Consider the following 13,650-nt stretch of genomic DNA (forward strand, 5'->3'; position numbering starts at 1 on the left):
TTCTTTCTGTTTGTTATAATAAAATACTACGAACACCTTTACACTTATACGGATATTTCGTACGAAATGTACGTACTATTCGAAAAACAAACAACTTAATCCCTGTTTCACTCGCAACCTTTAACAATCTTTATTGTTAGACTTACCTCATCACATCATAAAGAAGTCTCTCACTCCTCACGCAAGAAACTTTATCCGAATATTTTCGCTAAATTTGCGCGATAATTCAATCGCAATGATAGACAAAACCGTATTTGAAAATAAAATAGCTGCTTATTATACCCTGGGCTGCAAGCTCAACTTCGCAGAGACCTCCACGATAGGAAAGGTCCTTGCCGAACAGGGGGTACGCAAAGTCCGTACGGGTGAGAAAGCAGACATCTGTGTTGTTAATACCTGTTCCGTGACAGAGCTTGCCGACAAGAAATGCCGCCAGGCCATCCGCCGGATCAGTAAACAACATCCGGGAGCCTTTATCGTTGTAACGGGTTGTTACGCACAGCTCAAGCCGGAAGAGGTTTCTCATATAGAAGGTGTCGACCTGGTTCTCGGTGCCGAACAGAAACTGGATATATTAATGTATCTGGACGACCTGAAGAAAAAAGAAGAAGGCGGTGCAGTAATCGCCTCACAAACGAAAGATATACGCACATTCTCCCCTTCCTGCTCGGCAGACGATCGTACACGCCATTTCCTGAAGGTGCAGGACGGATGTGATTACTTCTGTTCTTACTGTACCATTCCCTTTGCTCGCGGACGGAGCCGCAACGGTACTATCGCCAGCATGGTGGAACAGGCACAGGAAGTAGCCCGCAAAGGAGGTAAAGAGATTGTACTGACGGGAGTCAACATCGGTGACTTCGGTAAATCGACCGGTGAAACATTCATCGACCTGATCCGTGCACTCGACGAAGTGGAGGGTATCGTGCGTTACCGCATCTCTTCCATCGAACCGAACCTGATCACAGATGAAGCGATCGACTTCGTCGCTTCCAGCAAACGATTCGCCCCTCATTTCCATATTCCCCTGCAAAGCGGAAGCGATGAAGTTCTGAAACTGATGCGCCGCCGTTATGACACGGCCCTTTTCCGCCATAAGATCGAGAAGATCAAGGAGATCATGCCGCACGCCTTTATCGGTGTGGATGTGATCGTGGGTACCCGCGGAGAGACGGACGAGTTGTTCGAAGAGGCACGCAGCTTTATCGACAGCCTGGACATCAGTCAACTGCATGTGTTCAGTTACTCGGAACGTCCGGGAACACAGGCTTTGAAGATCGCCCATTCGGTAGACCCGAAAGTAAAACATGCCCGCAGCCAGCAACTGCTGGACATTTCCGACAGGAAACTACATGCTTTCTATGATGCCCATACCGGCAGTCAGGCGGAAGTTCTGTTCGAACATACCCGGAAAGGAGGCATGATGCATGGCTTCACGGAAAATTATATCAAAGTAGAGATACCTTACGACAGTTCGCTGGTAAACGAAACCCGACGGGTAACATTGACCGGCTGGAATGAAGACCGTACCGCACTGAATTGTGAATTAGTAACAAACAGCTGATATGTGGAATAAAATTCAATACGGATTGATCTATTCATGGGCCAAAGTTCATGCTTTCCTGCCCATGCCGGTATTATATGTACTGTCAGATATCCTGTATGTACTTATCTATAGGGTAATCCGTTACAGGATAAGGGTAGTCCGCCGCAATATGGAAGCCTCCTTTCCCGAAAAGTCCAAAATAGAACTTCGCAGGCTGGAGAAAGCCTTCTATCATCACTTTTCCGACTATATTGTCGAGACGATCAAACTGGCGCACATATCGCCGGAGGAAGTGTTACGCCGTGCCCACATCAAGAACCCCGAAGTCGCAACCAAGCTACAGGCGGAAGGACAAAATACGGTTATGATGTTGATGGGACATTACGGAAACTGGGAATGGTTCAGTGCCTCCAGCCTGGTATATACGGAATCCAGACTATGGCAAATCTACCGCCCCCTGAACAATAAGGCAGTCGACCGCCTGTTCATCTTTCTCCGCACCCGCTTCGGTTCGTATGGTATGAAAAAGAATGACACGGTACGCGACATGATGGCATTGAAGCGCGAAAACAACAAGAACATCGTGATCTTCATTGCTGATCAGACCCCAAGCAAGGCGAACCTGCATTACTGGACAAACTTCCTGAACCAGGACACTCCGATGCTGAACGGCGCCGAACGTATCGCACGAAAACTGGATCTGCCGGTTATCTTCCTCGATGTACAAAAAGTGAAGCGCGGATATTACACGGTTGAAATGAAGTTAATGACAGCCCATGCCAAGCAAACTGCCGAAAACGAGATTACCGAATCGTATGCCCGCATGACGGAGAAGATGATCCTTCGTAATCCGGCTTATTGGCTCTGGACTCACAAACGTTGGAAATACAAACGAGAAGATGCATAGTAATTCAAAAAAAGTCGCTATTGTTATATTGAACTGGAACGGTTGCAAGCTGATGGAGAAATTCCTTCCGTCCGTCATCGATTACAGTCCTTCCGAACTATCTGAAGTAGTCGTTGCCGACAATGGCTCTACCGATGCCTCTATTGTTATGCTGAAAGAAAAGTTCCCGTCCGTACGAATCATTCAGCTCGATAAGAATTACGGCTTCGCCGAAGGATACAATCAGGCAATCAAGCAGATAGACAATGAATACACCGTTCTACTGAACAGTGATGTCGAAGTTACGCCTAGTTGGCTCGATGCCCCTCTGGCAACTCTTGAAGCCGATCCGACAATAGCAGCCGCTCAACCAAAGATCAGGGCACAGCGTAATAAGGAATATTTCGAATATGCCGGAGCTGCCGGAGGTTATATGGACATTTACGGCTATCCTTACTGCCGGGGCCGTGTACTGCATATTGTAGAGAAAGATAATGGCCAATACGACACACCTGCCGATATCCTTTGGGCTACGGGTGCCTGTCTTTTCATCCGTACAGCTATTTATAAGGAGGTAGGCGGACTGGATGCCGGTTTCTTCGCCCATCAGGAAGAGATCGATATGTGCTGGCGCCTGCGTTCCCGCGGGTATCGACTGGTATGTACGCCCGGATCGGTTGTTTATCATGTTGGAGGTGCTACCTTACAGGTGGAAAGTCCCCGGAAGACCTTCCTCAATTTCCGAAACAACCTGCTGATGATTTACAAGAATCTTTCCGAAAAAGACCTGAAGCATGTGATGCGTGCGCGCTTCTTTCTGGATTATATTGCGGCCACCAAATTCCTGCTATGCGGGCATATTCAGAATGCCAAAGCGGTATATGAAGCCCGGAAAGCATTCTTCGAAATGAAGCCGGATTATGTTGTCAAAAGGAAAGAGAACCTTGCTAAAACAACACTAGCTACTATCCCGGAACTGATGCGCAACAGCCTTATTCTCTCTTTCTACCTGAAAGGGAAAAAGAAGTTCACCGACCTTTAGTCCAGGCTTAGGGTAGCAAGGATATCACATCCCATAAAGAATCGACGGTAAAAAAACGAGGGCTGACAACGGGCTCATCTACCTTTTCGTGCGCCCAGGTCGTTTGATAAGGTACGTGGATGGCATAGCTTCCCAGTTCCAGCGGAGGAAGGATATCTGAACGGACAGAGTTTCCTATCATCAAGAACTCTTCGGGTTGTATGTCGAGATGTTTCAATAACAGACGATATTCCCTGTCGGTCTTGTCACTCATAATCTCTACATGATGGAAAAGATGTTCGATCCCCGAACGGCGTAACTTTTGCTCCTGATCGAGCAGGTCACCTTTCGTTACCACAATAAGGCGGTAGCGGCCCACAAGGGCATTCAACGTCTCCTCCACTCCGTCCAGAAGTTCTACCGGTTTGGACAGCTGTTCTTTTCCCAAAAGAAGAATCTGCTCCAATACGTTTGCCGGGACTTTCCCGTCCGTGATACGGATCGCCGTTTCCAGCACAGAAAGGATATAAGCTTTCACCCCATAACCATAAAGAGGCATGTTCCGGCTTTCCGTCCTGAAAAGTTCGGCCGAAACAGTTTCCCCATCCACATAAGGAGCCAATAAAAGACGGAGTTTCTGCTCCGTCTCCAGGAAATAAGTTTCATTCACCCAAAGCGTGTCGTCGGCATCGAAGCCGATCACCTGTATTCCTTCAATCATAAATTAGCTTGTTGCAGTATATCGATCATTATGGGTTTGAAACCGCTTACAAAGCATTCCACGGCAATAACCATCAGGATAAGGCCCATCAGACGCATCATCACGTTGTTGCCCGTTTCTCCCATATACTTATTCAGCCGGGTGGATGCCCGGAGGATCAGGAAGGTGATAAAGTAGACGGATGCGATCACACTGACCAGCAGTATCTTCTTTATCAATGTATTCGCATCTTCCATCAGCATGATCCCGTTGGCGATAGCGCCCGGACCGCAAAGCATCGGGATGGCAAGCGGAGTAATAGAGATATCGTTTACATAGGTTTTCACCTCCTCGTCTTTGAGTTTTGCCTTGGAATAACGTGCCTGAAGCATGTCAAATCCGATGGTAAAGATAATAATACCTCCGGCAATACGGAAACCATTCGTAGAAATACCAAAGAATTTAAAGAGGAATTGTCCGGAGAAGGTAAAGACCATCAGGGTGATAAACGACACGATCGTGGCACGGCGGACGATGGTTTTACGTTCGTCGTCACTCATCCCGTTCGTCATGGTCAGGAAGACCGGCATAGTGCCCAACGGGTTTGTCAGTGTAAAAAAGGAGGTGAAGCACAAAAGGGCGAAAGGGAGTAAGGTATCCATAATAACAATGATTTAATAGGTTTATGTAGGGGCGGGGTTTGCCCGCCCTACGTATGTTTATTCATCCCACACCAAATAAGCGGAAACCAGCCAATGGTTGAGCTTGTTGCCGTCTATCTCCTGAGCTTCGGGGATGCTGACCGTCAATGTATGTTCGCCCGGTTGGATATCCGACAGTTCCACTTCTTCGGGAACGACATCGGAACCCGGACACCAGTTGGAACGGGAGAAATCGGAAGAAGCGACCGGCTCTTCCACCTCTTTTTCGGCATATCCTTTAGGACCGATATAAGAAGCCAGACGTTTCTCCAGCCAAACACCTGTCGCCGGATTAAAACGGCGGAAAGAGGCACAGTCGTTACGCCAGGGGATGAAGTTCAGAACTTCCTCTCCATCTACCGAGATAACATTCTGCTTTTGGACAAACTCGTCACCACCGTTATGACCGCCATGCCCAGTTACGATATATTTCAGGCGGACGTTCTTTGCACCTTCCGGGATAGTAAAACCGGTCGAGACGTCTTTACGGGCAAAGATATCCGGATAAGACTGGCCGATATAATAAACCGTATTCATTAACGGTTCTACATGCCTCTTCGTCAAAGCATCACAAGTGATATCCGACTCGTCCACATCGATTGTCACGCTGGCAATATATCCCTCGGCCGTCCAGGTATCGATAAAAACACCGACATAAGCGCCACCTTCCAGCAAAGGATACAGGTCGGTGATATTCTGCTCCCAGCTCACGCTGTCGGCCCACTGGTCGATATAAACAGGTTTACGCTTGCTGCTCAGACTGTCGTCCGCACTGCTGTAATGACCTACACCGAACGGAGTCATGAAACGCATCAGCTCGACGGTCGGTTCATAATCTTCTCCGGAAACGATACCGATCATATTTTCCAGCTTCGTACTGTCTACAGCCGGAAATTGTTTCTCTCCTTTGGCGATATTCAGCAAATTGATCGCTGACTCTTTCGGCAGGATAAAGCAGGAACCCGACTTATCCCAACGGTCGCCGTTGGATGCGATCGTCACTTTCAAGTTGACGGAAACATTGCGCTTATAGTCAGGCAACGTGACCTTCTTCAGAATGATACGTCCGTTTACCAGATGATAGATACTATCCGGTCCCGGCTCACTATAACCGGCATACTGATCCGGTGTGAACTTCACCGGCGTGTCATGGAATACCTGCACGGAATAGTCACCCATTGCCGGTAGTTCGCGGTGCCCGCATGCCGTCAGCAACAGGGCACCTGCCAATGAAAATGAGAATAAGATTTTCTTTGTCATTGTTGTTTAGAATTTAGTAAGTTCTTTGATCAGCTGTTTCTGTCCCGCAACCTTATCCGCATGAATGCAAGGACCGGTTACACAACCGCCTTCGCAAGCCATGACTTCGATAAACTGTGCCGGGGCTTTGCCTGTTTTGGCATAGGCACGAAGCAGAGCGACATTCTTTTTCGTCAGGTTGGCTACCTGTACGGCGTTCACCTGTTCCTCTTTCAGATACACTTTTACGGCATTGATAACACCGCCACTCTGGGCAAAGCCATGCGCTTCACGCACAGAATTATAGAGAACGGAGAAGGGTTTTGCTTCTTCTACCTTGATATCCAGTCCTTCCAAAATAGAACCAATCTCTTCGAATGTCAGTGTGAAATCGACTGCCGGGTCCATCTTCACCTCCTTACGCTTGGCTACGCACGGACCGATAAAGACAACCTGGGCATTGGGGTATTTCTCTTTGACGATGCGGGCGGTATAATACATGGGGGAACCTGTAGAAGAGATATATTTCTTCAGATCCGGAATATGTTTCTCCGCCAACTGCACATAGGAAGGACAGCAACTGGTCGTCATAAAGGGTTGTCCTTCTTCCAGTTTCTCCTTCAACTCTTCTGCTTCCCGGCGGGTCGTTTCCATCGCTCCCTGGGCTACTTCAACAATCTCCGTGAATCCCATCGCCTTGATCGCACCATATACATTTTCCACCGGCGCACTGAATTGTGCCAGGATGGAAGGAGCTACAATGGCGATCATCTGCTCCTTATTACGCAGGCGCTGCAAGACATCGAACACCTGCGATATCTCGAAGATGGCACCGAAAGGACAAGCATTCACACATTTACCGCAATAGATACATTTCGATTCGTCGATATGCTCTACGCCATATTCGTCCTTACTGATCGCCTTCACCGGACAAACTTCTTCACAAGGGATCGGAATATATACGATGGCATGGTAAGGACAGTTCTGATGACATTTACCGCAACTGATACAGGTATCATGGTCTATCCGCGCCTGTCCGTTCTTCTTGAACTGGATGGCGTCTTTCGGACAGTTCATATAACAGCTACGTGCCACACAACCACGGCATAGGTTTGTAATTTCATAGTTTACCTGTACACAGGAAGAACATGCCTCATCGACAACGCACATCAGGTTTTCCTTCTTGTTTTCCGGACGTAACAGAGCCTGTTTTGCATACTCGGACAACGGAGTCAGTTCGTCTATTTCATCCTGCATATCGAATCCCAGCAGAGGAAGTGTCTTGTATTTCCAGACAGCACGCTCCTTATGTACACAGCAACGGCCTATCACTTTCGATTTACGGGGACTTAATTCTATGGGCAAACGGTCAATCTCGTCCAGGAGACGATTCTCTTTCCAAAGTTTCACTAACTTCGCCATCAATCCGTGGCGCACAATCATTACGTTGTTGGTAAATGCCATGGTGTTTTGTTTATTTGTGCTTTAATTATGCAAAGATAGAGAAAGTTCTCCAAAAACTAACTGTAGGTCTCTCTAAGAATTACAGAGGCACTGTAAACATCTCCGCCAAAAGGGGGATTCAGTTTGGAGAGTTTCAGTTCAATCATAAGAAGTTGGGGGAACGTTTCCTTTAATGCCGCCAGGATACGTCCGGCAGCATGTTCGATCAGCTTGGATGGAATTGCCATCTCTCTCTTAACAACCTCGTAGACAACGGCATAATTTATCGTATCTTCCAGGGTATCGTCGGCTACCGCTTTTTCAAGAGGTGCCGTTAAAACAAGGTTCACCACGAACGTATTACCAACCCGTGTCTCCTGTGGGGCGACACCATGGTAAGCGTAAAAATTCATGGCCTCCAGCTCTATTTGTACTGTCATTTTTCGTTATTTTATCTGTAAAAGTAGATAAAGTAAACCTTTCTGCAAAAAAATAGTCTATATTTGCGATTCAAGCAACAAAGTATCATGATGGGAATAAAACAAAAAGACGAAAACTCTGCTGGTGGCCTACATAACACCCTTGCCACCGGAACAACCGTAAAAGGTAATATTATTACAGAAACCGATTTCAGATTAGACGGCCAGGTAGAAGGCGATATCAGTTGTAACGGCAAGATCGTTGTCGGACCGAAAGGACAAGTCATCGGTAATATTGTCTCTTCCAATGCCGAGATCCTGGGCGAAGTAGAAGGTTCCGTACGTGTCAGTGAAAAATTAGTCCTGAAAGCTACGGCAAATATCAAAGGGGATGTGTTTGCACAGTCGCTTGAAATAGAACCGAATGCCCGTTTCAACGGAGTTTGTAATATGTCAGGGGAAAAAGCCTGAACCGATCACATCTACAAAAATAAAAGGGTATGCCCAAAACACCTTCCGGTGTCCGGCATACCCTCCTTATTTCATGCTGCTTCGTTTAGAAGTCTACCTAATTCATAAGTTTGAAAACTTCTCTTTTGATCAGTACAAAATAGACGCCTTTCGGGAGATCCGTTTCGGTGACGTGTCCTAAGACGGTCAACGTCTTATGGAGGTGGCCGTCAAACGTGATAATCCTCGCAACTACCTTCGTTTCGCTATACAACCTCAACACGCCCTTATGACTCCAAACCCGTACGGGCATATCGACATTGACATTTGAAGTCGGATGATCAGGCGTGATGCCGGTGATCGAGATCGTCAGGTCGCAAGAGACATCCGCAAGCGTGTAGCGACCATCGGCATCGGACTGCAATGTCTCGTTGCCTGCTTTCACAACTGGGGCGGATTGGCTGTATTCGGAATCCAAAGTCAGAGTGAAACTGAAGCTGCTTCCCTCCTCTACCGTATAATCTCCGGCAACCGGATCAGTCGTGGCACCGACCACAGACGGCAAGGTGATCGTGTAACTGTCCACCGTGGGCGTGGGATCAGGTACAGGATCCGGCGTGGGATCAGGTTCCGGCTCCGTTTTCGGTTCTACCGTCACCGTGCCATAAACGCTTAGCGTAGTAGAGACTGGTTTTTCGCCAATTACTTCCCGTTTAATCAGGCAGCGATACTCGTAAGTGCCCGGAGCGTTCAAAGCCTCACTGTAATTATTCGTATAGGAAACGGCCTCCGGTTCGGCATCAAGCGTCATTGCTCGCATAACCACCGGAATCTGTTCCGGGCAGGTCGTTGATTCTCCGATATCTGTCCATGTACCAGCGCTTCCGCGTTGCCATTGGAAAGTGACAGTTGCATCGGCTGGAACGGTTGCTTTCGCACTTAAAGAGGCGATTTCACCCGATGTGATGTTTTTATCCGCTTCTTCTTCTTTTAGCACGGAAAGAAGCGGAATTTCGTCTTCACCGAGAACTTCCGTGATCAACCCGGTGTTGTCGATTAATGTACCGGTATTGATGACCTTGGCTGCCAATGACACTTCTGCGGCATTATCACCCTTTTCGATGGTCACACAGCCATTATTGGTGAGCGTTCCGAGGTCGTTCGTTCCCGACAATTTGAGGATGACGTTCGCATCCTCGGTGATGGTCGTTTTACCCTCGGGGGTTTCGCCGTCTCCGCCATCCTCTTTCGACTGGACGGTTACGTTGCCGATTTCCACAACTGCCGGTTTATTTTCCTCCGAGCCGGATGCGGAGATTTCCACCCTGTCTACGCTTGTGATTTCATCCGATCCGCCCAATACGGTGGTATCATTTTCGATATACAACGTGTCGAGACGGAACCGGGCAACCAGTTCAATGGATCCTTGTGCCAGGAACTTGTACTCTTCATTCGTCTTTATCTCCACCTGCGGAATGGAATCCAGCTTCTCTACCCCCTCTTCCAATTTCTTCACGACTTTCACGACATCCACCAACGTTGCCCCCTTGCCGGGCTTAGGCGTAACGTGGAAAGTTCTTGCATTTGTAAAAATGATCGTGGTGTCGGCCTGGAAATCATGTTTTTCTTGCTCTTCCTCTTCTCCCGTCAGATAATATCCTTCGAATGTGCCGGGGCCTTCCGCTTTCAGGGTGAGGGGAAATTCGATGACGGACGGTTTGTTCTTTTCTCCCAGGATCGGGAAACCGTCGTTTCGTTCGTCTTTGCATACCCAGTATTTCCATGGGATCTCACCTTGAAGAGACTTGTGCGCTTCAACTCCATTATTCAAGGCATCCAATGCATCTTTCGAATCCGTGGCTCTGAAACCATCAATGGTTCCATCTCCCGGTTCGGCAACCAGCTCGCCGATAAGCGGATCCTTTGTGATTGTCAACTCAGGAGAAGTGCACTTCTCCTCATGAAACACAGGCTTGAAAAGATGAGAATAAGTATTCTCGATGCAAGCACCCGAGCGACAATTAACCGCAATCTCCCCTGCCCTGATAATTCCTCCGACATTATTACTTCCATCCCAACTGGGTTTCGTATATGTCTCCTTCATACTTATCTCTCCGGTAAAATAGCAGTTTTGAATAACCTTGTCGTTAAACACCACCAATCCGGCACTACTGACAACGGAAGGATCTGTGAAGTTAGAGGTCAACTTGCTTTGTTCCACACCGCAGTTGACGATATATCCATTCGTATTGTTGCAAACAAGCCCGGAAGAACCGGAGTTTATCCTGCTATTATATTTTGTGTCTTTACTGTTGAATGTACCATTGACCACGAGATTAGCCAGAGTAGAAGCCGGTCTACTCGAAGAGCCTAGTTGTTGCATGAAAGTAGCACAAGTCTGATTCACTTTCAGGTTATAAATGCGGTGGTTCTGCCCATCCAAAAGCGCAGCAGAGAATACAAAGATAGGAACCCATTCATATCCGGCCATATCCAGGTCGGCGGTGATTTGGATTTCCGAAGCCTGGTTTATTTTATAGTAATCTGTCTGGGGAAGTTCGACCTCGAAGTCTTTATTCCAATAACCATTAATCGCAGTCATCAGCCAAAGCAGCCCTTCCGGCGTATTGATCTCATAATTGTATGGAATTTGCGTCCCGAAGACTGTCACATCTTTGCCATTCGGTCCTACGTCGGCCTTCAAAGCCTCTTCCCTGCCATAATCCGCGGGGGATTCGCTATCAAGAGCCTTGACTTGTATCCTATCATATTTTTGTATGGCATCGTTTTTGTATTGCACGTCCGGCTGTAACTCCTGTGTCAATGTAAAGTAGCCATATCCCTTCTCCAACATGCTTTCTGGTGTGAGACCGACCGACGGGTCAATGTGGAAAGCACAATTATTATAAACACCTCCGCTAAGCTCAACCTCCGCATCTGCCAGGATCTGTATAGCCGCACGGACCGATTCATGTTCGGCAGCCGTAAATTCTCCACCTGTGATTGTCAGATTGCCCCCTTCAATGATGATAGGCTTGTTGATTTTCTGTCCACTTATAGAGTAATCTGTAGCGTTAAAGTTCCCGCCATTTATGGTTATTTTCCCATTTTTCGACTGAAGCCCATAGAAAGTCCCCCCGTTAATAGTCAATTCACTACCTTCCACTGGAATAGAACCCAAAAAGACTCCGTCATCGATAATCAAGCTACCACCTTCCGAGACATGAAAAGGGAAAGGAACCAGTCCGGAAAATGTCTTCCCGAATGTTCCGCCAGATATTTTCAATGTACCACTTTTTGTAACATTGAATCCACCTGCCTCTAGTGTCCCGGCATCTTTATTCAAGTTGCATGTCCCTCCTTCCGTCTGGACGATATTCTTCGGGTAATAGGATTCCAAACTATTGATCGGCCTGAAGTTACAATTTCTGAATGTCAGTTCCCCTCCAGTTTGGAGGATAGCACAAGAAACTGTTTCCTTATCCAACGAGTGCGAATAACTGACAGATTTCATTGTCACCGTACCACCTTCCATTAATATTGTTTTATTGGGGCTGATAGTTAGGTTCGACAGGGTGACATTTCCGCCTGATATAACCATATCATCAGACAGATAATCACAAAAGATTTCGCCTTGCCTTGTTATTTCGACATTCCCATTCACTGCCAGCTTAGAAATGGTAGGATTAAAATAATTAGTTTGGGGGTTTTGGATCTGTATAATTCCACCTGTAGCCGTAACAGATGCCAACTGTAGAATACCATTTAAGATCAGGGTTCCACTGTTTAGTTGGATATGGCTGATGGTTCCTTCATACCTCTGAATGAGATTACCATCAGTATCAAATGTCTCTTCGGTATGGCGAGTGGAATTGATGGTTACCGTGCCTCCATCGATCGTACAAGAAAATGTTCCATCCTGACCATATACCCAGTTGCCAAATACCTGCTGGCCCCATGCCCTATCAGGCAAAAGCATCATCGCCCCCATCAGACAAAGCAGCCAGAGTCGGTATTTCTGTATTATTTGTTTCATAAGTAAATGCTTGTTTAAATTGTATAAGTTCTTTGATATTTGCGCAGGTTACGTAAATTGATCCGTTTCGTACCGCGCATATACGATTGTCGTATGCGCTCGTATACGGACATCGTATGCGCTCGTATACGGACATCGTATGTTCCCGTATACGACGGTCGTATGTGAGAGGATACGATCATCGTATACGAGCGCATACGGTGATCGCATAAAAAGTGTCATTCAATTACAGGGCGGTCATCCTCGCCGGTATCCCCTACTGTCAGCAGGTAAGGGAAACGGTTACGGCGTACGTCTTTCAACAATTGTTTGGTGTTGCCGCCATATTGGGAAGCTATTTCCAAATAGTATTTACCATCGGCCAATGCCGGGATAATGAAAGAGAAATAAGAAGGATCATTACGCGAAACGGCTGTCATCGGAACGGCTGTTTCTGCTTCGGTTTCTGAGTTGATAAAGAAAAAACCTACGGTGTTACCTTCAGTTCCCACTATCTTGACGCGCTTACCTTCACCGTTGAGAGTGTTGCCCGGGGTGATTTTAGCATTTATAGAACCGGAGAATACATCAGTCAGTTTAGTGACGGTCGGAAGTCCTTCCACTACTTCACCTACGATCACGTTGATACCTTTCAAATCCATTTTCACTTCTTTAATAGGCGTGCTGCGAAGGGTTACATTATTCTTTGCCGGATCGAATTTGGCTTTCGGACCAATAAAGGGGCCGTCTATTCCGAGCGAGTTGTTTGTCAAACCGAATTCTACGGTAGAACCTGAGTATAATTCTTCTTTGGCTACCGCTTTCAGATCGTTGTGGGCGGCTAGTAATTCGGACGCTGTAAACTTACTTTTTCCGCTTGCTGCAATATTGCAGAGATCTTCAATAGAGCGATTTGCCACGTAAGTGACGTTGGCAGTGAAGTCGTCTTCACGCTCTGTCAGCATGTTAGCTACCAAGGTAGCAACGATACTTCGTTTTCTGGGTTCATTTGTTGCCATAGGCTTTATTAGTTTTAATGAGTTCTGTATGAACTCTGGCGTCTACCTTGAAAATTAAGCTTAGGAAGTATCAATTTCTTTTGAAAGTCCTATGAACATGAATAAGGCCAATTCATATAAGTATGATACGATTTACTTCATGATACCATAACAGTACTTTCGACAGGGAAAAAACAGATAAATAACTGTTCTTTTTTACAGGGACCTTGAT

The 13,650-nt window shown here is 46.9% G+C and carries 11 protein-coding genes; 4 read left to right on the forward strand and 7 right to left on the reverse strand.

The window, feature by feature from the left end; translation table 11 throughout:
- Positions 1-235 precede the first annotated feature (235 nt).
- The 3 genes from mtaB to DXD68_RS15260 are packed head-to-tail and all read left to right on the forward strand — an operon-like array spanning position 236 to position 3,474.
- Positions 236-1,564: a tRNA (N(6)-L-threonylcarbamoyladenosine(37)-C(2))-methylthiotransferase MtaB gene (mtaB, locus tag DXD68_RS15250; protein WP_122362403.1), complete on the forward strand. Its 1,329-nt coding sequence runs from the start codon at positions 236-238 to the stop codon at positions 1,562-1,564.
- Between the two features lies 1 nt (position 1,565).
- Entirely contained in the window at positions 1,566-2,453 is an 888-nt protein-coding gene (locus DXD68_RS15255) for a lysophospholipid acyltransferase family protein (protein WP_122362404.1), read from the forward strand.
- The gene (locus DXD68_RS15260) at positions 2,446-3,474 is read left to right on the forward strand and encodes a glycosyltransferase family 2 protein (protein WP_122362405.1); all 1,029 of its coding nucleotides are present in this window, start codon (positions 2,446-2,448) and stop codon (positions 3,472-3,474) included. Before DXD68_RS15255 ends, DXD68_RS15260 begins: the two co-directional genes overlap by 8 nt.
- A gap of 7 nt (positions 3,475-3,481) precedes the next feature.
- Here the strand turns inward: DXD68_RS15260 and DXD68_RS15265 are convergent, their stop codons facing one another.
- Genes DXD68_RS15265 through folB form a run of 5 tightly spaced genes read right to left on the reverse strand, consistent with a single transcriptional unit; the run spans position 3,482 to position 7,976 of the window.
- Positions 3,482-4,171 (reverse strand): HAD family hydrolase, encoded by a 690-nt coding sequence (locus tag DXD68_RS15265; RefSeq protein WP_122362485.1) that lies wholly within the window; start codon positions 4,169-4,171, stop codon positions 3,482-3,484.
- Complete coding sequence (locus tag DXD68_RS15270) at positions 4,171-4,815, reverse strand: MarC family protein (RefSeq protein WP_010800468.1); 645 nt, start codon at positions 4,813-4,815, stop codon at positions 4,171-4,173. Before DXD68_RS15270 ends, DXD68_RS15265 begins: the two co-directional genes overlap by 1 nt.
- A gap of 57 nt (positions 4,816-4,872) precedes the next feature.
- Positions 4,873-6,114, reverse strand: a complete 1,242-nt coding sequence (locus tag DXD68_RS15275) for a PNGase F N-terminal domain-containing protein (protein WP_122362406.1) — start codon at positions 6,112-6,114, stop codon at positions 4,873-4,875.
- Between the two features lie 6 nt (positions 6,115-6,120).
- Positions 6,121-7,557: a monomeric [FeFe] hydrogenase gene (locus DXD68_RS15280; RefSeq protein WP_122362407.1), complete on the reverse strand. Its 1,437-nt coding sequence runs from the start codon at positions 7,555-7,557 to the stop codon at positions 6,121-6,123.
- Positions 7,558-7,613: 56 nt separating this feature from the next.
- On the reverse strand, positions 7,614-7,976 hold the full coding sequence (folB, locus tag DXD68_RS15285) for a dihydroneopterin aldolase (protein ID WP_122362408.1): 363 nt from the start codon (positions 7,974-7,976) through the stop codon (positions 7,614-7,616).
- A gap of 90 nt (positions 7,977-8,066) precedes the next feature.
- Between folB and DXD68_RS15290 the strand changes: the two genes are divergently transcribed.
- Positions 8,067-8,426, forward strand: a complete 360-nt coding sequence (locus DXD68_RS15290; protein ID WP_199715695.1) for a polymer-forming cytoskeletal protein — start codon at positions 8,067-8,069, stop codon at positions 8,424-8,426.
- 97 nt (positions 8,427-8,523) lie between these two features.
- Here the strand turns inward: DXD68_RS15290 and DXD68_RS15295 are convergent, their stop codons facing one another.
- Both DXD68_RS15295 and DXD68_RS15300 read right to left on the reverse strand, forming a co-directional pair.
- Positions 8,524-12,441 carry a hypothetical protein gene (locus tag DXD68_RS15295; protein WP_122362410.1) on the reverse strand — a complete coding sequence of 1,306 codons (3,918 nt, stop codon included), beginning with the start codon at positions 12,439-12,441 and terminating at the stop codon, positions 8,524-8,526.
- Positions 12,442-12,659: 218 nt separating this feature from the next.
- On the reverse strand, positions 12,660-13,439 hold the full coding sequence (locus DXD68_RS15300; protein WP_122362411.1) for a DUF4469 domain-containing protein: 780 nt from the start codon (positions 13,437-13,439) through the stop codon (positions 12,660-12,662).
- Between the last annotated feature and the right edge of the window lie 211 nt (positions 13,440-13,650).

Source organism: Parabacteroides sp. TM07-1AC (assembly GCF_003480915.1).
Taxonomy (GTDB): Bacteria; Bacteroidota; Bacteroidia; order Bacteroidales; family Tannerellaceae; genus Parabacteroides; species Parabacteroides chongii.

Excerpts from the sequence above, each read along its gene's own strand:
- DXD68_RS15300 (WP_122362411.1), bottom strand. The coding sequence starts at position 13,439 with ATGGCAACAAATGAACCCAGAAAACGAAGTATCGTTGCTACCTTGGTA.
- DXD68_RS15290 (WP_199715695.1), top strand. The coding sequence starts at position 8,067 with ATGGGAATAAAACAAAAAGACGAAAACTCTGCTGGTGGCCTACATAAC.
- folB (WP_122362408.1), bottom strand. The coding sequence starts at position 7,976 with ATGACAGTACAAATAGAGCTGGAGGCCATGAATTTTTACGCTTACCAT.
- DXD68_RS15270 (WP_010800468.1), bottom strand. The coding sequence starts at position 4,815 with ATGGATACCTTACTCCCTTTCGCCCTTTTGTGCTTCACCTCCTTTTTT.
- mtaB (WP_122362403.1), top strand. The coding sequence starts at position 236 with ATGATAGACAAAACCGTATTTGAAAATAAAATAGCTGCTTATTATACC.
- DXD68_RS15255 (WP_122362404.1), top strand. The coding sequence starts at position 1,566 with ATGTGGAATAAAATTCAATACGGATTGATCTATTCATGGGCCAAAGTT.
- DXD68_RS15275 (WP_122362406.1), bottom strand. The coding sequence starts at position 6,114 with ATGACAAAGAAAATCTTATTCTCATTTTCATTGGCAGGTGCCCTGTTG.
- DXD68_RS15260 (WP_122362405.1), top strand. The coding sequence starts at position 2,446 with ATGCATAGTAATTCAAAAAAAGTCGCTATTGTTATATTGAACTGGAAC.
- DXD68_RS15295 (WP_122362410.1), bottom strand. The coding sequence starts at position 12,441 with ATGAAACAAATAATACAGAAATACCGACTCTGGCTGCTTTGTCTGATG.
- DXD68_RS15280 (WP_122362407.1), bottom strand. The coding sequence starts at position 7,557 with ATGGCATTTACCAACAACGTAATGATTGTGCGCCACGGATTGATGGCG.